21 protein-coding genes are annotated in these 22,589 nt (G+C 73.2%); 5 read left to right on the top strand and 16 right to left on the bottom strand.

The features are described 5' to 3' along the window. Positions 1-135: 135 nt before the first annotated feature. The 4 genes from WEB03_RS09990 to WEB03_RS10005 all read left to right on the top strand — a co-directional run bounded on the left by WEB03_RS09990 (position 136) and on the right by WEB03_RS10005 (position 5,239). Complete coding sequence (locus WEB03_RS09990) at positions 136-1,029, top strand: sugar phosphate isomerase/epimerase family protein (RefSeq protein ID WP_368070798.1); 894 nt, start codon at positions 136-138, stop codon at positions 1,027-1,029. Between the two features lie 264 nt (positions 1,030-1,293). After that, positions 1,294-1,965 (top strand): RNA polymerase sigma factor, encoded by a 672-nt coding sequence (locus tag WEB03_RS09995; protein ID WP_368070799.1) that lies wholly within the window; start codon positions 1,294-1,296, stop codon positions 1,963-1,965. 157 nt (positions 1,966-2,122) lie between these two features. Beyond that, positions 2,123-3,316, top strand: coding sequence for a DUF5667 domain-containing protein (locus tag WEB03_RS10000; RefSeq protein WP_368070800.1), 1,194 nt, complete (start codon positions 2,123-2,125; stop codon positions 3,314-3,316). A 252-nt stretch (positions 3,317-3,568) separates the two neighbouring features. After that, a complete protein-coding gene (locus WEB03_RS10005) occupies positions 3,569-5,239 on the top strand; it encodes a hypothetical protein (protein ID WP_368070801.1) in 1,671 nt (556 codons plus the stop codon). Positions 5,240-5,357: 118 nt separating this feature from the next. Here WEB03_RS10005 and WEB03_RS10010 read toward each other — a convergent pair whose 3' ends face one another. The 6 genes from WEB03_RS10010 to WEB03_RS10035 all read right to left on the bottom strand — a co-directional run bounded on the left by WEB03_RS10010 (position 5,358) and on the right by WEB03_RS10035 (position 9,818). Beyond that, positions 5,358-6,515, bottom strand: a complete 1,158-nt coding sequence (locus tag WEB03_RS10010) for a lysophospholipid acyltransferase family protein (RefSeq protein ID WP_368070802.1) — start codon at positions 6,513-6,515, stop codon at positions 5,358-5,360. Positions 6,516-6,518: 3 nt separating this feature from the next. Then, entirely contained in the window at positions 6,519-7,580 is a 1,062-nt protein-coding gene (locus WEB03_RS10015; protein ID WP_368070803.1) for an NAD-dependent epimerase/dehydratase family protein, read from the bottom strand. Between the two features lie 101 nt (positions 7,581-7,681). Continuing rightward, positions 7,682-7,900 (bottom strand): helix-turn-helix domain-containing protein, encoded by a 219-nt coding sequence (locus tag WEB03_RS10020; RefSeq protein ID WP_368070804.1) that lies wholly within the window; start codon positions 7,898-7,900, stop codon positions 7,682-7,684. Positions 7,901-8,103: 203 nt separating this feature from the next. Beyond that, on the bottom strand, positions 8,104-9,303 hold the full coding sequence (locus tag WEB03_RS10025; protein ID WP_368070805.1) for an acetoin utilization protein AcuC: 1,200 nt from the start codon (positions 9,301-9,303) through the stop codon (positions 8,104-8,106). Positions 9,304-9,380: 77 nt separating this feature from the next. Beyond that, positions 9,381-9,515, bottom strand: coding sequence for a hypothetical protein (locus WEB03_RS10030; RefSeq protein ID WP_368070806.1), 135 nt, complete (start codon positions 9,513-9,515; stop codon positions 9,381-9,383). Between the two features lie 105 nt (positions 9,516-9,620). Continuing rightward, on the bottom strand, positions 9,621-9,818 hold the full coding sequence (locus WEB03_RS10035; protein WP_368070807.1) for a type II toxin-antitoxin system VapB family antitoxin: 198 nt from the start codon (positions 9,816-9,818) through the stop codon (positions 9,621-9,623). 173 nt (positions 9,819-9,991) lie between these two features. Between WEB03_RS10035 and WEB03_RS10040 the strand changes: the two genes are divergently transcribed. Then, positions 9,992-11,410 (top strand): DUF222 domain-containing protein, encoded by a 1,419-nt coding sequence (locus WEB03_RS10040; RefSeq protein WP_368070808.1) that lies wholly within the window; start codon positions 9,992-9,994, stop codon positions 11,408-11,410. 154 nt (positions 11,411-11,564) lie between these two features. Here the strand turns inward: WEB03_RS10040 and WEB03_RS10045 are convergent, their stop codons facing one another. The 10 genes from WEB03_RS10045 to WEB03_RS10090 form a co-directional block, all read right to left on the bottom strand. Next, positions 11,565-12,758, bottom strand: a complete 1,194-nt coding sequence (locus WEB03_RS10045; RefSeq protein WP_368070809.1) for an ABC transporter permease — start codon at positions 12,756-12,758, stop codon at positions 11,565-11,567. Further along, complete coding sequence (locus WEB03_RS10050) at positions 12,755-13,507, bottom strand: ABC transporter ATP-binding protein (RefSeq protein ID WP_368070810.1); 753 nt, start codon at positions 13,505-13,507, stop codon at positions 12,755-12,757. Before WEB03_RS10050 ends, WEB03_RS10045 begins: the two co-directional genes overlap by 4 nt. Next, complete coding sequence (locus WEB03_RS10055) at positions 13,504-14,856, bottom strand: efflux RND transporter periplasmic adaptor subunit (protein ID WP_368070811.1); 1,353 nt, start codon at positions 14,854-14,856, stop codon at positions 13,504-13,506. Before WEB03_RS10055 ends, WEB03_RS10050 begins: the two co-directional genes overlap by 4 nt. Positions 14,857-14,861: 5 nt before the next feature. Beyond that, complete coding sequence (proC, locus tag WEB03_RS10060; RefSeq protein WP_368070812.1) at positions 14,862-15,662, bottom strand: pyrroline-5-carboxylate reductase; 801 nt, start codon at positions 15,660-15,662, stop codon at positions 14,862-14,864. A gap of 106 nt (positions 15,663-15,768) precedes the next feature. After that, entirely contained in the window at positions 15,769-16,254 is a 486-nt protein-coding gene (locus tag WEB03_RS10065; protein ID WP_368070813.1) for a YbjN domain-containing protein, read from the bottom strand. Positions 16,255-16,264: 10 nt separating this feature from the next. Then, on the bottom strand, positions 16,265-18,421 hold the full coding sequence (gene glgP, locus WEB03_RS10070) for an alpha-glucan family phosphorylase (protein WP_368070814.1): 2,157 nt from the start codon (positions 18,419-18,421) through the stop codon (positions 16,265-16,267). 35 nt (positions 18,422-18,456) lie between these two features. Then, positions 18,457-19,833 carry a glycosyltransferase gene (locus WEB03_RS10075; protein ID WP_368070815.1) on the bottom strand — a complete coding sequence of 459 codons (1,377 nt, stop codon included), beginning with the start codon at positions 19,831-19,833 and terminating at the stop codon, positions 18,457-18,459. Further along, positions 19,830-20,855 carry a GNAT family N-acetyltransferase gene (locus WEB03_RS10080; protein WP_368070816.1) on the bottom strand — a complete coding sequence of 342 codons (1,026 nt, stop codon included), beginning with the start codon at positions 20,853-20,855 and terminating at the stop codon, positions 19,830-19,832. The genes WEB03_RS10075 and WEB03_RS10080 overlap by 4 nt, the downstream gene beginning before the upstream one ends. Positions 20,856-21,009: 154 nt before the next feature. Then, positions 21,010-21,462 carry a helix-turn-helix domain-containing protein gene (locus WEB03_RS10085; RefSeq protein ID WP_368070832.1) on the bottom strand — a complete coding sequence of 151 codons (453 nt, stop codon included), beginning with the start codon at positions 21,460-21,462 and terminating at the stop codon, positions 21,010-21,012. Positions 21,463-21,644: 182 nt separating this feature from the next. Continuing rightward, positions 21,645-22,577, bottom strand: a complete 933-nt coding sequence (locus WEB03_RS10090) for an asparaginase (RefSeq protein WP_368070817.1) — start codon at positions 22,575-22,577, stop codon at positions 21,645-21,647. Positions 22,578-22,589: the final 12 nt, after the last annotated feature.

Below are 22,589 nucleotides of genomic sequence, written 5' to 3' on the forward strand. Positions count from 1 at the left end.
TCGGTACCGCCCTGCCGGCGGCGTGCGAGCGTAGGTCACCGGCCGGCCGCGGCGCCGCTCGACGCCCGTCCGACCGACGGCCACCTCGGCCGGTCGCCACCCGAGCGGGTGGGGGGTGCGGGTTAGGCTCGCCGCATGCGCCTGCTCGCCTCCACCGGACCGCTGTTCGCCCGACCCCTCGACTGGGCGCTCGGTGTCATCGCCGAGGCCGGGTACGACGGCGCCGAGCTGATGGTCACCCAGGACCCGGCGACCCAGGACGCCGAACGGGTGCGTCACGCCAGCACCCAGGAGGGCATCCCGGTCCCGGTGGTGCACGGACCGTTCCTGCTGCTGACCCGGCGGGTCTTCGGCACCGACCTGGTCCAGAAGGCCCAGCGCTCGATCGAGCTCGCCGGTGCGCTCGATGCCGACGTGATGATCGTCCACCCACCGTTCCGGTGGCAGCGCGACTTCCACCGCTACCTGCTCGAGGAGGGCAACACCGACGCCGCGGCGGTCGGGACGCGCATCGGGGTCGAGAACCTGTACCCCGTATCGGTGGTGGGCCGGCCCGTCCGCTTCCACCGCTACACGTTGGCCGAGCACCTCGAACCGTTCGATCACGTGGTCCTCGACACCTCCCACTTCGGGGTGGCCGAGGCCGACATCTGCCACGCCTACGAGCTGCTGCGCCAGCGCGCCGTCCACCTGCACGTGTCGGACAACCGCGGCGGTGGACGCGACAGCCACGCACCCCTCGGTCACGGCATGTTGCCGCTCGCCAGGTTCCTGCACCTGGTCGCGGCCGACGCTGCCGCCGGCGCGGTCGACGAGATCTCGATCACCCTCGAGCTCGACTGCCGGCGGTACCTCGACGATCGCGCGGCGCTGGTGGGCTACCTGCGTCAGGAGCGCGAGAAGTGCCTCGCGCTGCTCGGGGGCGCCTCGGCCGAGGAGGTCCTCGGCCGGCCCGACGTGGTCGAGGTCGCACCGAGCGCCCTCGAGGACGACGCGGACCAACCCACGGTGCCCCCGCTCCTCGGTTAGACGCCGGCGGTCGCTGGTGGAACGGGGTGGAACGGGGTGGACTAGTCCGTTCGGCCGGGGCGCAGATGGCCGTATCGGGCGGGCGACGGCCGGGTGGCCGTGCCGTACCATCCTCACCGGTATGTCGGGTCCTCGACGGCGTGCCGCCGACCGACGTCCGGACGTGGGAGGTCTCGTGCGCTCGGGAACCTCCATCGCGCTCGTGCTGCTGCTGGCGACCATCGTCGCCGCAGCGGCGGTGCAGCTGAGCCGATCGGTGGCGCTGTGAACGTCGACGCCACCGCGACGGCGGTCCCCACGGTCGACGCGACCTCGGCGATCGATCCCGAGGTCGTCGAGCTCGTCGAGCGGGCACGGACCGGCGACGCACAGGCGTTCGCGGACCTCTACGACCGGTACGTCGACCAGATCTTCGCCTACGTCTACCGCCGCGTCGGTCACCGTCAGCTCGCCGAGGACCTGGTGGGCGACGTGTTCCTGCGCGCCTTCCGTCGCCTGTCCACCTTCGAGTGGCAGGGGGTCGACCTCGGCGCGTGGATCACCACGATCGCTCGCAACCGGGTCCACGACCACTTCAAGTCAGCCCGCTTCCGGCTCGAGCGGACCACCGACGAGGTGCGCGAGCCCGCCCCGCTCCACTCCAGCACCGATGATCCCGAACGGATCGCGATCGCCCGCGACCTCGCCCGCGCGCTCGGGACCGCGCTCGAGGGTCTGAAGGACGAGCACCGCGAGGTCATCGAGCTGCGCTTCGTGCACGACCTGTCGGTGACCGAGACCGCCGCGGTCATGGAGCGGTCGACGGGCGCGACCAAGGCGCTCCAGTACCGGGCGCTGAAGGCGCTCGCCGGGGCCGTCAAGGACCACCCTGAGCTGTCGAAGTTCGCGGCGACCGGTCTCACCGGTCTGCTGTCGATCCTGGTGGTGCTGTCGTGAAGCGCATGCCACTGTGCGACCAACGGACGCTCCGGGCCACGCGCCGTACCTCCGCGTCCACCTGGTCGTTGACGTCGACGTCGACTCGGCTGGGGTCGGCCCGGGCACCGATGGATGCCCGGACGAGTGGGCAAGGCCCGAGGGAGAACCCGAGGTGGTGACCCTGAGCAACCGCCGCGAGCGAGCCGATCAGCTCGCCCAGGTCCTCGAGGGGCGCCTCGATGCGACCGAGGCCCCACGAGACGTCCGGCAGCTGGCGACCCTCGCCAGCACCGTGACGACCGAGCTCACGATCCCGGTCCTCGAGGCCGAGGCGCGTGACCGCATCCGCACCCGGATCCTCGCCGAGATCCACACCGAAGCGCACGCCGCCGCCGCGGGAGCCGTCGACGCCCGTCGCACACGCCGCCGGGTCGTGGTGGCCACCGGTGTCGCCTCGGTGCTCGTCGGCGCCAGCGGCATGGCCGTCGCCGCCCAGCAGGCGCTGCCCGGGGACGCGCTCTACGGCATCAAGCAGGCCACCGAGTCGGTCCGCGTCGCCGTTGCGGGGGACCTCGCCGAGCAGGGCCGACTCGAGCTCTCGCTGGCGACCGAACGCCTCGAGGAGGTCACCGGGTCCGTCGACCGCGGGGACGTCCGCGACGAAGCGATCATCGAGACCCTGGCACGGATGGACGCTCGCTCACGGGCGGGTGCCGAGGCGCTGATGCGCGTCGCCGAGCGCTCCGGTGACCCGGGGGGGCTCGACGAGGTGGCCGCGTTCACCGAGCAGCAGGCCCGCGGACTGGCCGACGTCTTCGACCGGCTCCCGGTGACGGTGCGCCCGCACGCCGAGGACTCCCTGGCCGTGCTGCGGGCGATCCGCGCCGACCTGCTGGGGGCCTTCAGTACCGACGCCGCAGCGGCGTTCGTCGGTGGGAACGGCGCACTGGCCGATCTCCTGCGTTCCGCTCCCCTCCCCGCCGCCCCCGCCGTCCCGGTCGGCGACAACGAAGCGGGCGACACCGATCCCGCTCCGGCCCCCGACGGCTCGACGGTGACCGACGGCGCCACCACGGCTCCGTCGCTGCCGGGGCCAAACGTCGGTCGTCGCGATGACGGTGCGGACCTGCGCACCGTCGTGCCCCGTCTGCCCGGTCCGCTCGACGACCTCGGCCGCGTCATCGACGAGACCGTCGGCGGCGTGCTCGAGGGCACCGGCGATCTCGTCGAGGACACCACCGGTGCCGTCGACGAGGTCCTCGACGGCACCGGCGAGGTGGTCGACGGACTGCTCGATGGCGCCACAGGTCTGCTCGGCGACGACGACGACGGTGGCGGCGGCCTCCTCGGCGGCGCCGGCGGGAACTGAAGCTTCACCGGCGGCCGGCCAACATCGCGGGCCGTCGGAGAGGGGTGTGCGGTCCCATCCGCGCGGTCGAGCGGGCTGGTCGTGCATCGGAACACCACGTGCGGTCGACGCTCGTGGCCGAGCAACTCCGCGCGACACCGTGCCGGTCGTGGCCGTTCGTCGTTGTAGGAATCGGAACTCGACTTGGGACCCGTCCGTCCGGACGCGCGTCCTCGATGGACGAAGCAGATCCCAACCAGGAGGCACCGGGGGATGAACAGAACCCGCGCATGGCGTACCGCGACCGCGACGCTGGCAGCGAGCGCGCTCATCATGATGAGCGCTGCCCCGGCTGCCGCACAGAGCCTCGAGGACCTCGAGGGGCTCGACCCGAGCGCGTTGGAGGAACTGCTCGACGGGCTCGACGCTGGACAGCTCCAAGAGCTGCTCGACCAGATCCCCGACGGCACGCCCCTCGACGACGTCGTGCAGGCCATCCAGGACGCCCTCGGTGGGGACGACGGCGACGGTGATGGTGACGGAGCCGGCGGAGAGGGCGACGGCACCGGCGAGGCGCCGAGCGTCGGCGGTCCCGGCAGCGAGATCCCGGAGACGGGCATCGGTGGCTTCTCGGGCTACGCCGACGCGGACAGCCTGATCGTGTTCGTCGGCCTGCCTACCGAGCTTGCAGACGGTCTCGCGCCGGTGCTCGAGGGCCTCGGCATCGCTGGCTCCTCGCCGGTCGATGGCAGCAGCGCCCAGGGCATCCGCATCGACCTCGGTTCGGTGCAGGCCAACCTGGAACGTGCTGCTGCAGGGGAGGAGATCTCCTCCGAAGCCAGCGCGTTCATCACCAACGTGCTGCTCGCCTCCGACGCGGCGGAACAGCCGGGCGCCTGCCAGGGCGGCGAGTCGAACATCGCCATCCCACCGGACAGCGCCGCGCCGTTCCTCACCCTGACGCTCGTCGGCGTGGACTGTGAAGAGACCGACGAGCGGGCGTTCGCGAACGTGCAGTTCACCGGCCTCAACATCTCGCTCGCCAACCTGGTCGCGCAGGGCGACACGGAGGGGGCGTTCCGCGAAGGGCTCGACCAGGTCATCGACCCGCTGAACGAGGGGCTCAGCCAGACCAACCAGCTGCTGTGCCCGGTCCTCGACGGGCTCGGCCTCACCGCCGACAACTGCGCGACGGATGCGCCGATCCTCCAGGTCGAGAACCCCCTGGACCTCGACGTGCCGCTGCTCGACCTCGACCTCGCCACCGCGACCGCCGAGGTCACCCAGGACGGCGAGTCCATCACGGCGACGGCGACGGCGACGGTGACCGGGCTCAACGTGCTCGGTGTCGGGTGCGCCGACCAGGTCCACACCTCCACCGCGACCTCCGACGGCTCGACTGCGACGCGCAGCGCCAGCGCGACGCCGCTCACGGGTGCGACCTGCAACACCGAGCAGCAGCTCCTCCAGCTGCTCCTGGACGGGACACCGATCGGTGACATCGGCATCGTCGACAGCATCCTGCAGGACGACACCCTCGACGGGGCGCTCACCCCGGTGTTCGACGGCATCGATGATCTCGCCGATGCACTGAGCACGATCGCTGTCAGTGGCGGCCAGGCCAACCTCGGTGATATCGAAGGGGCCGGCACCTCGGCCTCCACGTCGCCGTTCGTGATCGTGCGCACGCTGGCCTTCAGCGAGCTCGACGAGACCCCGCTGGGCGACATCGAGGTCGTCGTGGTCGGCGGCGCCACCGAGGTCGGCGTCAACGCCGTGCCCGCAGGCATCACGCCTCCGGCCCCGCCGCAGGAGCCCGTGACGCCGTCCGGTCCCACGACGCCCGTGCCGGCCAACCTGCCCCGCACGGGTGCTGGTGCTGCGGCCCTGTTCGGGCTCGCCGCCCTCGGTGCCGCCGCCGGGCTGCGTCGTCGCAACGGCTGACCCACCGCACCAACGGTGAGGGGCGGGCCTTCGGGCCCCCCCCCTCCCGCGTATCCGCAGTCACTTCGACGCGCGGCGCGACCGGCCGCCCGGTGAGGCGGAGGGCGTCGGTGTCGGATCAGAGGAAGACCGAGCGCCGTCCCATGAGGTTGCGCAGCAGCATCTGCTGGATGGTGTCGCGGACCCGGTCGGTCAGGTCGAAGACCGCCATCGGGTCGTCCGCGGCGTCCGGGCCGTACTCGCTGGTGTCGATCGGGGCGCCGTACTCGATGATCCACTTGCTCGGCAGCGGCAGCAGCGCCAGCGGTCCGAGGATCGGGAGGGCGAACATCTGCGGGACCACGGGGAAGTAGGGCAGGCCGAGCAGGCGTGCCACGACCCGCAGGTCGTAGATCATCGGGTAGATCTCCTCGGACCCCACGATGGCGGTCGGGATGATCGGGACCTGGGCCCGGAGCGCGGTCGCCACGAACCCACCGCGCCCGAACCGCTGCAGCTTGTAGCGGTCCTTCCACGGCTTGCCGATGCCCTTGAACCCCTCGGGCCACACCGCGACGAGCTCACCGGAGGACAGCAATCGGTCGGCGTCGTCACCGGAGGCCAGCGTCGCGCCGGTCTTGCGTCCGAGCGCGGCGACGTAGGGGGTCTTGAAGACCAGGTCGGCGGCGAGCTCGCGAGCGTGACGGCCGGTGTGCTCGAGGATGTCGAGCCGCGCGATCATCGCGTCGACCGGGAGCGTGCCCGCGTGGTTGGCGACCACCAGACCGCCACCCTCGGTCGGGAGGTGCTCGACGCCGTGGCTGCTGACGCGCCAGTAGTGGCGGTGCAGCGGGCGGAGCAGCGGCATCAGGATCGATTCGGTGAGGTCCCGGTCGAAGCCGTAGTCGTCGATGCTGTAGTCGCCGGTCAGGCGGCGACGCAGGAAGCCCGCCGCGTCACGGACGTGGTCGAGGAAGCGGTCGCCCGACACGTCACGGAGCGCTTCGAGCGCGTCCACCGCGGGCGCCCACCCGCGCCGTGCGACCTCGGCGTCCACGCGGGCGCGAGCGGCATCGCCCTCGCGATCGGTGGCGGGTTCGCGTTCGGAGGGGTGCGGCCGGCTGCCGACCGCGTGGACCCGGCACCGGCCCTCGGTGACGGCGTAGTTCCGGCACGGCCGGCCCTCCGCGGTCAACGCAGCACAGCGGGGGCGACCGTCGGCCGTGCTGCGCCGGGCAGCACGTTCCTGGTCCATCGAGATGACCTCGGCTTCGCGGGCCGTCGCGTTCTCAGCCACCGGTCATCGCCTCTCGCGCGTGGCCAGGAAGCGCTCCTGGCCCTTGCGCTGGATGAAGTCGTACAGCTCCCGTTCCCACCGGATCACCTCGTCACGGTCGATCAGCCCCGTGATGCGGCGGCGGCCGAGGTAGTCCTCGAACGCTTCGCTGGTCGACCACTTCGGGGTGTAGCCGAACTCCTCGACCAGACGGGTGATGTCCACGCCCCGGCCGTAGCGCAGGAACTGCAGCTGGTCGCTGGCGACGTCGGCCCGGCGGCCGCGTCGGAAGGCGCCCGCGACGGCGGAGACGAGCGGGCCCGGGACCGGCGCCGTCGGCCGCCCCGCGAGCCGGGCGCACTGCGACAGGTAGAGCATCCCCGGCCCGGCGACGTTGAAGGTGCCGGGGTGCGAACCGGTGACGGCCCGCACGAACACCTCGACGCCGTCCTCCTCGTGGACGAACTGCAGACGGGGGTCGAAGCCCATCACCGTCGGCACCACCGGGAGGGAGAACATCGCGTCGAAGGCGCCCTGGACCCGGCCGCCCAGGAAGTTGGCGAACCGCAGCACGGTCAGGTCGACGTCGGGACGCCGGCGGCTGAAGGCTCGGACGTAGCCCTCGATCTCGACGGCGTCCTTGGCGAACCCGTGCGACGGCGCGTGACGCAGGTGGGCGTCCTCGCGGAAGAGGGCCGGGTCGTCGTAGGCGGCGCCGTACACGGCGGTGGTCGACTTGAGCACGAAACGACGCAGCGATGGCGCCTTCTGGCACGCCGCGAGCAGCTGCATGGCCCCGATGACGTTGAGCTCTTTCATCCGCGCCCGCCCACCGGCGGCCGACGGCTTGGCGGTCGTCGCCATGTGCAGGACGGTGTCGACGTCGGAGGCGGTGATGATCCGCGCGACGAGGGGGTTGCGGATGTCGGCCCGGACGAACTCGGTGCGTTCGAGCTCGTGCGACGGCTCGCGGATGTCGACGCCGATGATCTCGAGGACGTCGTCGCGTTCCTCGAGCGCGCGCGCGACGAGTCCAGCGAGCTGTCCGGCGATGCCGGTGATCAGGACGCGGCGGCCATCGGGCACGTCGACGGCTCCCCTCGGACGACGAACGGCTGGCGGTGCACCGGCCCGAGTGAACCAGACCGCCCCGCCCCCGTGGACACCGGGGCGGTGCGACGGGCCACCTACCCGAGCTGTCCGTCCTCGAGATCGGCCAGGTCGAGGTCGGCCGGGTCGACCTGCTGCTCGGCGAGGTAGGCCTCGAGCTGGTCCCGAGCCACCCGGTAGTTGCGTCCGACACGGACCGCCGGCAGCTCCCCGCGGCGGATGAGCCGGTAGATGGTCATCGTCGAGACGCGCAGCTCGTCGGCCACCTCAGCGGCGGTCAGCAGGGTCACGCTCACGGGCGGTCCTCGGTCCGATCCGAGCGATCGACGACCCGTCGACGGGCCGCCGGTACCGCGCGGTACGTCAACGGTACGCCGCCCCGACCGCGGACACCGGGCGCAACGGGCACCAACACCGAACGGGACCTACGACCCGCCTCAGCAGCCACGCCTGCCACGCACGCCCCACCGAGCGGCGGCTCGCGCACCGGCGACGCTGCTCACCGCACGCCGTGCCGGGGCAGGATGAGCTCGCGCCAGCCCGCGACGGACTCCTGGGCGGCCCGGCGCGCCCCGTCGAGCAGCGGCTCGGAGAGCCGCACCGGGTCGTCGGTGAAGGAGGTCGGCGCACGCGTCGAGGTGAGCTCGACGACCCGTTCGCGCCACCCCATCGGCGTCTCGACCGGCAGGGAGCGGCCGGTCATCTCGGCGAAGGCGAGCGTCCACGCCCGCGGGACCACGGTCGCCAGCTGGTACCCCCCACCGCCGGTCGCGATCCAACGTCCGCCGTGGACCTCGTGGGCGAGGCGGTGGAGGCGGGCGTAGGTGGCGGCCATGTCGTCCACCGTCAGTGACAGGTGCGCCAGCGGGTCGGTGGCGTGGGTGTCACACCCGAGCTGGGTCACGAGCACGTCGGCATCGAAGGCCCGGATCAGCGGCTCCACGACCTCGTCGAACGCCGCGAGCCAGATGTTCCCCGTGGTCCCCGGGTGCAGCGGGAGGTTGGCGACGCTGCCGATGGCGCCGGGGCCGCCGAGATCGTCGAGCGCGCCCGTGCCGGGGAACAGGTACCGGCCCGACTCGTGCAGCGAGATGGTGAGCACGCGCGGGTCGTCGCGGAACATCACCTCGACGCCGTCACCGTGGTGGACGTCGACATCGACGTAACAGACCCGCTCGGCGCCGTGCTCGAGCAGCCAGTCGATGGCGACCGCGGGGTCGTTGTAGACGCAGAACCCCCCGGCACGGTCCGGCATGGCGTGGTGCAGCCCGCCGGCCGGGTTGAACGCGTGGTCCGCCTCGCCCTCCCAGACCAGGCGGGCGGCCTCCTTGGTGGCCGCACAGACCTGCATGGACGCCGCGTGCATGCCCCGGAACGCGGGCGTGTCGCCGGCGCCCATCCCGAACCCGGGGTCGACGACGGCGTCCGGGTCCGCCGAGCAGCGCCGGACGGCCTCGATGAAGTCGGGCCGGTGCAGGCGCAGCAGCTCCGCCTCGTCGTAGGCGCCGGGGAGCACCTCGGTGACGATCGAGCCGTCAGCGCTGGCACCACCGACCAGCCCGGTCCGGCGGATCAGATCGACGGTGAGCTCGACGCGGACCGGGGCGAGGGGGTGGCCGGGGCCGAGGTCGTAGGCGGCGAGCTGGTCGTCCCAGACGAGCGCGACGCGGCCCACCGATCCCGGTCCCTGTCCTGCCACCTGCTGCTCCCGTCACGCGGAGCGGGAGGGTAACCAGCGGCCGACGGACCTACCCGCGTCGTTCCCCGGTACCAGGATCAGCGATCGCCGGCGGCATCGGCCACGACCGCACGGCAGCCGAGCTGGTCGGCGACGGCGGCGAGGCGGCGGTCATCGGTCCACAGACGCGCACCCGCGGTGAGCCGGGTCGAGGTGACCGAGAGCGAGCTCACCGGCCACCCACGGGTGCCCGAGGACGGTGCCCTGATCGAGCATCCACGCCAGCGTCTCGCGTCCGGCACGGAGGTGACCGATCCACACCGAGGTGTCGACGAGGATCACGGTGGGCCGGGACGGCGCCGCGGGATCGCTTCGAGGTCAGGCTCGCTCCCGCCGAGCCGCGCGAGACGTCGCGCGCTCTCGCGCTCGATGAGGGCCCCCAAAGCCTCGCGGATGAGCACGGTCCGCTCCCGGGTTCCGGTCAGGCGCTGAGCTTCCGCGAGCAACTCATCGTCGAGCGCGATCGTCGTCCGCATCCGACCCTCCTGGCTTCGAGTACCACATCGACGAGCATCAGATGGTGCCACATCGCGTGCCTCACCGCAGCTTCCGCGACGTCGCGACGTCGTCCACAGCCTGGTCCCCGCCGGTCGCGGCCACGTCACAGCTCTCCGGCACACTGTCCGGCATGAGCAGCCCTCCCGATCCCGTGCCCGATCCCCCGTTCGTGGGCGATCTGCCGACCGAGCCCGGGGCCCCGGCGACGAACGGCCCGTCGTTGCCCCCGGACGCCGAGCTGGCGGCGGTGACCACCGCACTGCTCGAGGCGGATCGGGCGATCGCGCGAGCGGTCGCGCTGGCCGGACGGATCGACGGCCGCCGCGCAGCTGCAGAGGAAGGGATGACGGTCGACGGCGCGCTGCAGCTGCACACCGGCGCAGCCCGCTGCGACGTGTCGATGGTCCTGACCGCTGGCGACGTGCTCGCCACGATGCCTGCCACCGCCGGACTGTTCGCCTCCGGGGTGCTGTCCTGGGGCCACGTCCGGGCGCTGGTGTCCGGGGTCCGCCGGTTGGACGCTGCGGCCCGCACCGCGCTGGACGTCTACCTCGGCGAGCACACCGGGCGGCTGGCGGCGATGGACCCCGAAGCGCGGCTGTGGGCGCTGGACGACGCGGTCGCCGAGTTCTCACCGTTGCGGGAGATCGAGGACCGGGCTGACCAGCGGATCGAGTCGGAGTTCCTCGCCCTCCAAGGACGCCTCGACGGATCCGGCTCCGCCTACGGCGAGTTCGGACCGGAGTCGTTCGCGACCCTCACCGGCGCGCTCACCGCCGAAGCGGACGCTCCCCGTGCGGCGCCCTGCCCCGGCGACCAGGACGGCCCGACCGAACCGGCACCGTCACGGGCCCAGCAGTTGGCCGCTGCGCTGATCCGCCTCTGCGTCCGCCGGCCCGGCGATGGCCGCAGCGGTGGGTCGGCGCCGGTGCGCTTCGGGGTGCTGGTCGATCTCGATCGGCTCACCGACACCTGCGCCGGCACGATCACGGCTGGGGTGCGAGGCCGTCCGCCTCGGCTGATGCGGCGGGCGCTGGACCGCCTCGCGTGCGACGCTGCCCTCGACGTCGTCATCCGCGATGGGACCGACCTGCTCGCCGCCCAGCGTTACGCCCCCGAGGTGACCGCCGCGACCCGCCGAGCCGTGATGGCCCGCGACGGCGGTTGCCGGTTCCCCGGCTGCACCGCACCGATCAGCTGGTGCGACGTCCACCACGTGCAACCACGCGCCGCCGGCGACGACCACGCGGTTGGCAACCTCGCCGCCCTGTGTCGACGCCACCACACGACCGTCCACCGGCGCGGCTGGTCCCAGACCCTCCACGGCGACGGGACGTACACGATCCGACGTCGTGGCCGGACCTGGGCCACCCTGCCGCGCCACGATCGACAGCTGCCTCCTCGATGCCCCGACCGGCCCGCGACCCGCCCCGGCACCACCCCACGCGACGGTCCCGCCTCCCGGGACGGTCCCATCCCGCGCGACGGACCCGCGTCACGCGGCGATCCCGCCTCCTTACCCGATCCTCGCTCGACCGGTGTCCGGCAGCCCGCCTCCCTGCCGTTCTGACCCTCCCACCACCAGCCGCGAGCTCCCGCGAGGTCCGGGCGGTACCACCCGCCGCACACCACTCCCCCGCCACCCTCCCCGGTTCGCGGGGCGGTGGTGCGTGGCGACCCGGCGTCGGATCGGTCGCGGCGTCGGATCGGCCTCGGCCTCGGGATCAGTCGCGCCGGAGCGCCTCGACGGGGTCGAGCTGGCCCGCGCGACGGGCCGGCAGGACGCCGAAGAGCAGACCGACACCGACCGAGACGCTGAGCGCGAGCGCGACCGACCACCAGGTGACGACGGCGGTGAGCGGGCTGACCGCCTCGGCCAGGCGTGCCAGCGCGATGCCGAGCAGCAGACCGACGACACCGCCGAGCCCGGTCAACACGATCGCCTCGAGCAGGAACTGGCGCGTGATGTCCCGCGTCCGCGCGCCGAGGGCCTTGCGCAGCCCGATCTCTCGCGTCCTCTCGGTCACCGAGACCAGCATGATGTTGGACACCCCGACCCCGCCGACCAGCAGCGAGATGCCGGCGATGGCGGCCAGCACGAGGGTGAGGATCTGCAGGATGTCACCGACGACCCCGATGATCTCGTCCTGGCTCAGGACGGTGAACTCGTCCTCGGCCAGGCGTTGCCCGAGGACCCGCTCGATGATCGTCCGGTCCGCTTCGACGGTGGTGGTGTCCGTGGCGCGGACGAAGATCGCATCCAGCGTCGAGACCCCGAACAACCGCTGACCGGCGCCGAGCGGCACCAGCACCTCGTCGTCACGATCCGGGCCGAACGGGGTGCCGCCGACCTCGGCGAGCACCCCCTGGACGCGGAACCGGATGCCGCCGACGGTGAGGTTGCGGCCGATCGGGTCGCTGCCGGCGAACAGCACCTGCGCCGTGGTCGCCCCGATCAGGGCGACGCGGCGGGCCGTGAGGACGTCCGACGCGGTGAACGCCTGCCCGCGCGCGACCTCGCGGTCGACCACCTCGCCGTAGCCGGCCGTGATGCCGTAGACGCTGGTGGTGATCCGGGCGCCGTCGGCGGAGATCTGCTCGCCGCCGACCACGTACCCGGCGGCGCGGCGCCCCTCCCCCGCGGGCAGCGCGGCCTCGAGGTCGTCGACGTCCTCGGCCACGAACCGGGCCCGGGCCGGCGCGGAGCCGAAGTCCCCGTCCCCCGGCAGCACGAACAGCAGGTTCGACCCGAGGCCCTCGATCGCGCCGGTGATCTCCTCACGAGCGCCCTGACCGATGGCGACCAGCAGGACGACCGACAGCACCCCGATGACCACCCCGAGCGTGGTCAGGGCCGACCGCAGCCGGTTGGCGACGAGCGCCTGCATCGCCACACGGAACGCCTCGCGCAGGCTCACCGACCACCACCAACGTCGCGTCGGGTGTCCGAGAGCACCAGCCCGTCCCGTAGCTCGATCCGGCGGTCCGCGCGTGCGGCGATATCGGGCTCGTGGGTGATGACCACGACGGCCATCCCGCGTTCGCGGTGGAAGCGTTCGAGCAGCGCCATCACCTCGCCACCGGTCGTGGTGTCGAGGTTGCCGGTGGGCTCGTCGGCGAGCAGCAGCGGGGGTTCGGTGACGAGGGCGCGGGCGATGGCGACCCGCTGCTGCTGACCGCCGGACAGCTCGGTCGGCCGGTGGTCGACCCGATCGGCCAGCCCGACGGACCCGAGGGCGTCCAGGGCGCGGACTCGCCGCTCCTTGACGGTGCTGGCGCGGTAGACCAGCGGCAGCTGGACGTTGTCGAGCGCCGTCAACCGCGGCAGCAGGTGGAACGACTGGAACACGAAACCGATCGACCCGTTGCGCAGGGCCGCCAGCTCGCGATCGTCCATGCTGCGCACGTCCTGCCCGTCGTAGCGGACCACCCCGGTGGTCGGACGGTCGAGGGCGCCGAGGAGGTTGAGGAGCGTCGACTTGCCCGAACCCGACGAGCCGACGATGGCGACGTAGTCCCCCCGATCGACCTCGAAGCTGACCCCTCGGAGCGCGTGCACCTCGACGGGATCCTCGCCACGTCGGCTGCCGAGCCGGTAGGTGCGGACGACGTCGCGAGCCTCGAGGAGGACCGGGACGTCACCACCGGCATCGGGTGGATCGCTCACCCCTCGAGCCTCTGCCCGTCCTCGACCGCGTCGACACCGGTGGTGACGACCCGATCCCCGGGAGCGAGCTGCCCCTCGACGGCCGCATCCTGGTCACCGATCGCGACCACGGTCACCGCGACCTCACGGGCCACACCGCCCTCGACGACGAACACGACCTCCTGACCACCACGGCGCAGGAGCGCCGCGGTCGGCACGGTCGCGTCGGACTCGACCCGTCGGAGTTCGATCTCGGCGCTGGCGGTCAGCCCGACCCGCAGGCGCACGTCGGGAGGCACGCGGGTGAGCCGCACCGTGACGGGGAAGCTGGCACCTCCCGTGGGCGCGACCACGGGGGCGATGGCGACGTGGGCCACGACCCCGCGCAGCTCGGCCTCCGGGAACGCGTCCACGAGGACGGTGACGTCCTGCCCGGGTTCGACCTCGACGACGTCGATCTCGTCGACCTCGACGCGCGCCGTGAACGCCGACAGGTCGTAGATGGTCGCCACCGTCCGTCCCGGACCGACCGTGACGCCGGCGGCCACGGGGCCGGCCGAGGTCGAGGCGGCAGCCGTGCCGCCGCCGAGGAGGCCCTCGATGTCGCCGATCCCACCCGCCCCCGACCCACCGAGCTGGTCGGTCAACCCCCCGAGACCGGCTGTCGACCCGCCGCCATCGGCACGGCCGAGCTCGATCACGCCCGAGGCAGGTGCGCTGATGATGAGCTCGTCGCCCCGACCGCGAGCGGCCTCGAGGGCGAGCTCCGCCTGATCGCGCTGCGCCGCGGCAGCCGCACGCTGGGCGGCCGACGCCTGCTGCGCCTGCCCCGCCGCCTCGCGTTCGGAGGCGACCAAACCGTCCCGGGCTTCGGCGTACGACGCACGGGCCTCGACGACCCGGTCGATGGCGGCCGCACGCAGGTCGTCGTCCTCGATCGCTCGGGCCTGCTCGGTCAGGGCATCGAGCACGGGCGGGAGGGTCGCCTCGAGCTGGCTCCGGACCGCGCCGAGCAGCGGTGACAGATCGAACCCGGCCGACCCGGCGGCCCCGGCCAGCGCGTCGGCGGAGCGGACCGCGCTCTCGGCCTGGGCGATCTGGAGCTCGACGCTCTCGGAGGTGAGCTCGGCGATCGGATCGCCGGCCGCGACCTGCTGCCCGTCCTCGACCAGCAGACGCGCGATCTCGCCACCGATCGGGGCGGTGACGGCGACGCGTGCCGCGGGCTCCAGCGTGGCGACGGAGGCGACGGTCTGGACGACCTCACCGGAACTGACCTCCGCGGTCTCGACGGTGAGGCCATCCTCGCCCGTGCACGATCCCGCCAGCAACGATGCCACCAGGAGCGGGACCAGCCAGCGGGCGGACACGGCGGTCAGCCGAGTTCGCGGCTACGGGCGGCCGCGGCGCCGAGCGCGTCGAGCACCGCGGCGCGCAGCCCCCGCTGCTCGAACACCTGGAGCGCGGCGGCGGTGGTGCCACCGGGGGAGGTGACCGCGGCACGGAGGCCAGCGGCCGGTTCGTCGGAGGCGTCGAGGAGGGTCGACGCCCCGAGCAACGTCTGGGTCGTCAGCTGCACGGCGACCTCCCGCGGGAGACCGAGCAGCACCCCCGCGTCGATCATGGCCTCGGCGAGCAGGAACACGTAGGCGGGCCCGGATCCGGACAGGGCCGTGACCGCGTCGAGGTGGTGCTCGTCGAGCCGGAGCACGGCACCGACGGGCCGGAGCAGGTCCTCGGTGGTGCGCAGGTGCTCCTCGGAGGCGTGGCGACCCGCGGCGATGACGGACATGGCGCGATCGACCTGCACCGGTGTGTTGCTCATGACCCGCACGACGGCCGCGCCATCGGGCAGACCGGACTCGAGGGTCGCGAGCTTCACCCCGGCCGCGAGGCTGATGACCACCGCCCCCGGACGCAGGTCGGCCAGGTCGGGCAGCACCGCGGCCATGACCTGCGGCTTGACCGCCAGCACGACGACGTCGGCCTCGGCCACGGCGGCCCGGTTGTCGGTGTCGGTCCGGACCCCGTGCTCGGCGGCCAAGCGCTCGAGCGCGTCGACCCGGGGGTCGGTCGCCACGATGCGATCGGCCGGGACCGTGCCCGACCGCGTCAGTCCGCGCAGGAGCGCGCCACCGAGCTGTCCCGTGCCGATGATCGCCAGCGTCCCGTCCACGCCCGTCCCTCCCTGTCGCAACGCTCGCGACGGTAGCCCCACCGCGGCTCACGCCGCGGCGACCGGGTGCTGCTCACCCGAGGTGGGCGCACGGGGGGTGGCGCGGTCAACCGGATCCGGAGACGGGGTTCGGAGGCAGACCCACCTTGGATCGCCACGCCTGCTCGGTGGCGATGTAGTCGGAGAACCCCGCCCGGAGGACCGCGTTGAAGGTCTCGTCCGACAGCGTGAGCACCAGGCCGAGCAGCTCGTCGAGGCGGGTCGCGTCGACCACCTCGAGCGGCACGGCACCGGTCAGGATGAGGTCGCCCTCGTCATCGAGCCCGAAGTGGACCGGGAGGGGACGTTGGTTGCGCGACAGCAGGATGCGGTAGACGTCGACGTGGCCCTCGTCGGGCACGCCCGCGAGCAGCGAGGTGAGCTTGAGCGACCGCTCGTCGATGTGCAGCAGCAGCGGGATCGTGCGCTTCCACTCCCCGGCCAGCTGTGTCAGCCAGCGGTCGTCGCCCACCGGCACCGCCTCGAGGTCGTTGTCCTCGAGCACTGCCAGGAGGGCTGTCCTGGCCCGGTCGCGCAGATCGCCGTCGGTCACCGCTCGCTCCTCATCTCGTCGGTCCGACGCGAGGCGTCGGACGCGGCACGGTCGAGCCGGCCCCGGCTGGCACGGGATCGCCGCGGTAGACCCGCGTCACGTAGTCCACGACCATCCGGTGGGTGGAGTACGCCGGCGCCAGCAGCGCGATGGCGTCCTGCATCATCGTGGTCCAGCGTGCCGGCACGCCACCCTCGCCGCGATCGTGGAAGGTCGGGACCACGGCGTCCTCGAGCACCGCGTACAGCGATGCCGCGTCGGCGGCCGAGCGGGCGTCGAGGTCCTCGGACTCGTCGCGGTCGCCGATGACCCACCCGAAGCCCTCGCGGGCCGAGGGGGCGAGGTCCGTGACCGCCTCGTCCCACCACCCGTCGAGGATCGAGGCGTTCAGCACCCCGTTCGCGGCGGCCTTCATCCCCGACGTCCCGGACGCCTCGAGCGGCCGGCGGGGGGTGTTGAGCCACACGTCGGCCCCGGCGACCAACAAGGAGGCCAGATCGAGGTCGTAGCCCGCGAGGAAGGCGATCCGACCGCGGAACCGGGGGTCGCGGGACAACCCGACCAGCTGCTGGATGAGGTGCTTGCCCGCCTCGTCTCGGGGGTGCGCCTTCCCGGCCAGCAGCAGCTGCACGGGACGGTCCTCGTCGGCGACGATGGCGGCGAGCCGATCGACGTCGGTGGCCAGGAGCGTCGCGCGCTTGTAGGTCGCGAAGCGACGAGCGAACCCGATCGTGAGCGCATCAGGATCGAGCCCCCGGCCGTCGGGGCCGACCCCGGTGCGGCGTGCCTGCCCCGCCAACCGCTCACGCGCCGCGGCGATCAGGCGGTGACGCGCCGCGGTGTGGGCGCGCCACAGCTCGTCGGGCGCCACCTCGTAGATGGCCCGCCAGGCGGCGGGGTCGGTCGTCGTCCGCCAACGATCCCCGAGGTGCCAGTCGTACAGCCGCGCGAGGTCCGGTCCGACCCAGCGGCCGGGGTGCACACCGTTGGTGACGTGACCGACGGGGACCTCCTCCGGAGCTCGGTCGCCCCAGACCGGTGCGAGCATCCGTCGCGAGACCTCACCGTGGAGCCGGGCGACGCCGTTGGTGTTGCGGGAGGTCCGCACCGCGAGGACGGTCTGCGACCACCCCCCGTCCGCGTCGGCCGCGAGCGGGAACAGGTCCTCGAACGACACACCCGCACGTTCGGCGAGCGGGGTCAGGTGCCAGGCGGCGGCGCCGCGGTCGAACACGTCGTGCCCCGCCGCGACGGGCGTGTGGGTGGTGAACACCAGCTCGGACCGGACCTGCTGCACCGCGGCGTCGAGGTCCGCACCGTCAGCGAGGTGCCCGCGGAGACGTTCGAGCGCAGCGAACGCCGCGTGCCCCTCGTTGAGGTGGTAGACGCGGGGTTCGATCCCGAGCGCGGCGAGCAGCCGGACGCTGCCCACCCCGAGCACCAGCTCCTGTCGCAGCCGGGTGTCCGCGTCACCTCCGTAGAGCTGACCCGTGATGGCGCGGTGGGCGTGGGTGTTCCCGTCGACGTCGGTGTCGAGCAGGAACAAGCGCACGCGACCGACGCGCACCTCCCACGCCTGGACCTGCAGCGTGCCATCGCCGAGCTCGACCGCGACCTGGAGCCGATCGTCGCCCTGCACCACCGGTCGGACCGGCATCGATGGCAGGTCGTTGGTCGCCGGCGAGTCCTGTTGCCAGCCGGACGCATCGAGGTGCTGGCGGAAGTAGCCGTCGTGGTAGGCGAGCCCCACGGCGACGAGCGGGACACCGAGGTCGGACGCCGATCGCAGGTGGTCACCGGCGAGGGCACCGAGGCCGCCGGAGAAGATCCGCAGGCAGTCCGCGAGCGCGAACTCCGCCGACAGGTAGGCCACCACCCGATCCGGGTCGTCGCCGCTGTGGGCGTACCAGGTGTCGGTGTCGGCGAGGTAGGCCTCGAGGTCGGCGACCGCGGCAGCGACCCGCCCCGGGTAGGTCGGGTGCGCAGCCCCCGCGGCCAGCCGGCGCTCGTCGAGCCCGGCCAGCATCCGGACCGGGTCACGGCCCGCCGCCAGGTAGCCGGTGGCATCCAGCTCGGTGAACAGCTCCTCGGTCGCGTGGTCCCAGGACCAGCGCAGGTCGCCAGCGAGACGTCGGAGGTCGGCCAGCAAGGTCGCGGGATCGTGCACGGGAGCCTCTCGTCCGGATCGGGTGGTGCGCGACGCTAGACCGCGACCCCGTCCTCGTCCTCGACCGACCCGGTCCGTGCCACCGTGGCCGCGCGGTCGAGCACCTCGTCGTAGACGGTGAGCAGCCGGTCGACCGATCGGTCCCAGGTCGCCGATGCCGCAGCACGGACCCCGGCTGCGCCGACCTTCCGGGCGTGTTCGTGATCCGTCAGCAGTGGCACGACAGCCGCCGCGTGATCCGCCGGATCGTGTCCGGACACGAGCACCCCGCCGTCACCGACGACCGCCTGCAGGCCGGGGACGTCGGCGGCGACGACCGGCAACCCGGACGCCTGCGCCTCGAGCGCGACGAGCCCGAAGGTCTCGCTGCGGGAGGGGGCGACCAGGACATCGCAGGCGCGGTACGCCTCGGCCAGTTCGTCCTGCGACACCGCTGGCTCGATGGACACCGCGTCGTCGACGTCGAGCGCGGCGGCGAGATGGTGGAGCTGGTCGGGGCCCGTGACCCCCGCACCGTTGCCGGAGGTGCCGCCGATGATGCGGAGCCGCGCATCCGGCACCACCCGTCGGACCTCCGCGAGCGTGCGGATGGCCACGTCGGGGCCCTTCAGCGGCTGGAGCCGACCGACGAAGAGCAGCGTCGGCGGGCGGTCGGCCGGCCGCGGCGACGTCGAGGGGTGGAAGCGGGACAGATCGACGCCGGCGGGCACGACCTGCAGTCGTGCCCCGGACAGGCCGTAGGTGCGGTGCAGGAGCGCAGCCTCGCCACACGTCAGCACCGTGACCTGGTCCGCGGACCGGGCGACGGCGGCCTCGGCGATCAGACGAAGGGGCGGCTCGGGCGTGTCCCCCGGCGCGAGGTGGGCGTTCTTCAGCACCCCGAGGGTGTGGAAGGTCTGCACCAGCGGGACCTGCCACCGGGCCGCGATCCGCTTGCCGACCCACCCCGACAGCCAGTAGTGGGCGTGGACGAGGTCGAACGGCCGCTCGCCCCGGGTGATCCGCGCCACCACCTCAGGGTGGCGTTCGAGCGCGAGCAGGACGCCGCAGAGCAGGTTCGCGACCTCGTGCTTGGCGACCGGTGCGACCGGGCCAGCGACGAGGTGGTGGACGCGAGCGCAGGTCCCGTCGGCAGCCCGGTGCAGCACGACGGTCGGTGGCAACGACGGGTCGGTCGCGCGCGTGAACACGTCGACCGCGACGCCACGGTCCGCGGCCCGACGCGCTGCCTCCGCGACCGAGACGTTGAGGCCGCCGCCGTCGCCCTGGCCGGGCTGGTCGAGGGGCGAGGTGTGGATCGACAGGATCGCGACACGGCGGACCCGCGGACGGACGCGACCAGCGCCGTCACCTCCGTGCCGGACCACGGGGCGAGGTGCGAGAGCGCGCGTCGACGCGGATGAGCCGGTCACCGGGACCGCACCAGCACGATGCGCTCGACGGCCCGGTCCTCGGCCCCGAACTGGTACTTGTACGACTCGTCGCCTCGCAGCAGATCGAGGACCACGCACCCTTCGCGTGCGGCCCGCTCGATGAGCTCGCCGATGAGCACCATCCCGGGCGCGAGCGCGCCGAGCGCCGCGTCGAAGGCCGAGTTGTAGACCCCCCACTCGCCGCGGTGGACCAGCGACACCGTCATCGCACCGGGCATCCCACCGACGTCCAACCGGTGCAGCCGGAGGGTCCCGTCGGGGCCGAACTCGGAGGCCAGCTCGCGGAACCAGCCGCGCAGCTCGGGCCGGGCGAAGAACCCGGCCTTCTCGCGTTCGGCGCCGCGGGCCATCTCGAGGAAGAGCTCCATCTGCTCGGGGACCTCGTCCGCGGAGACCTCGATCAAGGCGAGCTCACCGGCGTCCCGAGCCAGCTTGCGGGCCTTGCGCGTCAGCTCGTGGCGGAGCTTGCCCTTCAGGCCGCTGAGGTAGCGGTCGTAGCCGCCCGACAGGTCCACGCGCGGACAGACCGCCTCGGTGCCGCGCTCGAAGATGCTCAGGCCGTGATCCGCGGCCGCTCGGGCCAGCAGATCGCCCCACCCGCTGTCGACCGGGAGCCCCGCGAGCACGGCGTCGTCCCAGTCACGGTCGGCTGCCAGCGCCGCCATGTACGCCTCGGCGACGTCGGCGCGATCCTCGGGCCGCGCGACCGGTCCGAGGTAGTCGGTCACGTGGGTCCCGCCGAGGAAGCGTCGGACCTCGACCGGCCCGGTCGCCGAGCCTTCACGTTCGTGGCCCTCGGGGACGACCCCGATCAGCCGTCCGTCATCGTCGTGGACGGTGTGGACCCGAGCGGTGCTGCGCTGTCCGAGGACCCGGTGCCAGACCGACAGGTAGCGCGGCCCCTGGAACAGGCTGGCCGCAGGATCCTCGTCGAGCAGGAGCTCCCACTCCCCGCGGGCCGCACCGACGGGGAGGTCCTCGTGCGTGCGCAGCTCGGTCACGGGAGGCCTTCCTGGTGCACGAGGATCGGGGGAGCTCAGCGAGACACACGGCGGGCGCTCGACGTGCCGACGTGGCGCCACGCACGGGGACAGAAGGTAGCGGGCGCAACCACCGCGCTCCCGGCGCCCGACGGGTGGCCGTTCGCTGAGCGCGTCAGCCCTCGCCCGACTCCTCGGTGGGTGCCGCGGCCGCGATCGAGGCGTCATCGACGCCGCCGGGTGCGACCGCGTCGAGCAGCCCACGGAGCCGTGACGGACCGCGCCCACCCGGTGCGGCGCGCAGCTCGGTCAACTGCCGGAACGAGCGGTACATCTCGATCAGAGCCTGGCGCTGCTCGCCGGTCAGGTGCGGGTCGCGGGCGATCACCGCCTCGAGGTCCTCGCTCGGTTCCCGCTCCTCGAGGATGCCCGCCTTGACGTAGAGGGTCTCCGAGGAGATCTCGAGCGCCTTGGCGATGGCCTGGAGGATCTCGGCCGACGGCTTGCGCAGACCCCGTTCGATCTGGCTGAGGTAGGGGTTCGAGACCCCGGCGATCTTGGCCAGGTTCCGCAGCGACAACCGCGCCGATTCGCGCTGGTGGCGGATGTAGCCGCCGAGGTCGTGCAGCGGAGATCCAGGTTCGAGGGCCTCATCGCCGGCGGTCGCCGGGTCTTCGGGTGGCTCAGCCACCGGTTCCCTCTCCGTCCGCGAACTGCTGGTCAGGCGCCGCAGGGGATGACCGCGGACGCCGAGCGACGGTACCAGTCGAGGCTGTCGGGCCCATCAGCGGACCTCCGAGACCGGTGCGCTCAGCCGAGCAACTGCGCGACCTCGTCGCTCACGCGGACGGCACCGGTCGGACGGCCGCCGCCGAGGATCGGCGCGGGCGACCACAGATCGGCGTCGACCCGCCCGGCCGCGACCAACACGGCGAGTGCGGCCGCGGTCACGGCGCGCGACGCACCGTCCTCGGCTTTGAGAGCCAGGCCACGCGGGCTGCCGTCGGGGGCCAGCCAGCCGGCGGCGAAGACCCCCTCGGCACCGCTCTTGGCCACCACCCCGTGGGCGAGCAGCGTCGACTCGAGCCGGCCCTCGCCGCCCACCAGCTTCGGGTGGGCGAAGCCGGCCTCGCGCACCCGCCGGAGCCGCGCCTGCGACGCGACGGCGGCGAAACCCGCCGCCAACGCGCGGAGGGGCACCGCGACGGCCGGAGCACCGCAGCCGTCCACACCGACCGCCACGGGCGGGCCGAGGAACTCCTCGACGACGCCGAGCACGACCCGCTGGAGCGGTCCATCCGGGTCGAGCAGACGATCGCGCGTCGTGCCCTGCTGCTGCCCGGCCAGCGCGAACAGCGCGTGCTTGCCCGAGCAGTCGGAGGTGAGCCGGCTCGGTGGTGCTCCCGGGTCGTGCTCCCCGGAGGTCGGTGGACAGGTCAGATCCTCCGGCGTGGTCCCCGACCGAGCCAGCAGCGACCGGACGGCCGCCAGGTGCGTGGGCTCGGCGCGGTGCGACGCCCACCCCACCGCGACCTCATCCGCACCGAGCTCCGGTCCCGCCAGGTCGAGCAGCTCGAGGCACGCCGTCGCCTGGAACGGCTTGGCCGTCGACCGCACGAAGGTCACGCGATCCGGGTCGCCGAGCGCCGCCACCAGCTCGTCGTCCCGACCGACCAGCGCCAGGTGCCCGCGGTGCCGCGACTCGACCAGCGGACGGCCGGACCAGACGTCGGTGCGGGTCACCTCCGCGAGCGG

It is taken from the genome of Nitriliruptor sp. (genome assembly GCF_040882075.1).
Lineage (GTDB): Bacteria > Actinomycetota > Nitriliruptoria > Nitriliruptorales > Nitriliruptoraceae > Nitriliruptor.

Bases quoted from the DNA above. Each gene is read 5' to 3' on its own strand.
- WEB03_RS10005 (WP_368070801.1), top strand. From the start codon at position 3,569: ATGAACAGAACCCGCGCATGGCGTACCGCGACCGCGACGCTGGCAGCG.
- WEB03_RS09990 (WP_368070798.1), top strand. From the start codon at position 136: ATGCGCCTGCTCGCCTCCACCGGACCGCTGTTCGCCCGACCCCTCGAC.
- WEB03_RS10035 (WP_368070807.1), bottom strand. From the start codon at position 9,818: ATGCGGACGACGATCGCGCTCGACGATGAGTTGCTCGCGGAAGCTCAG.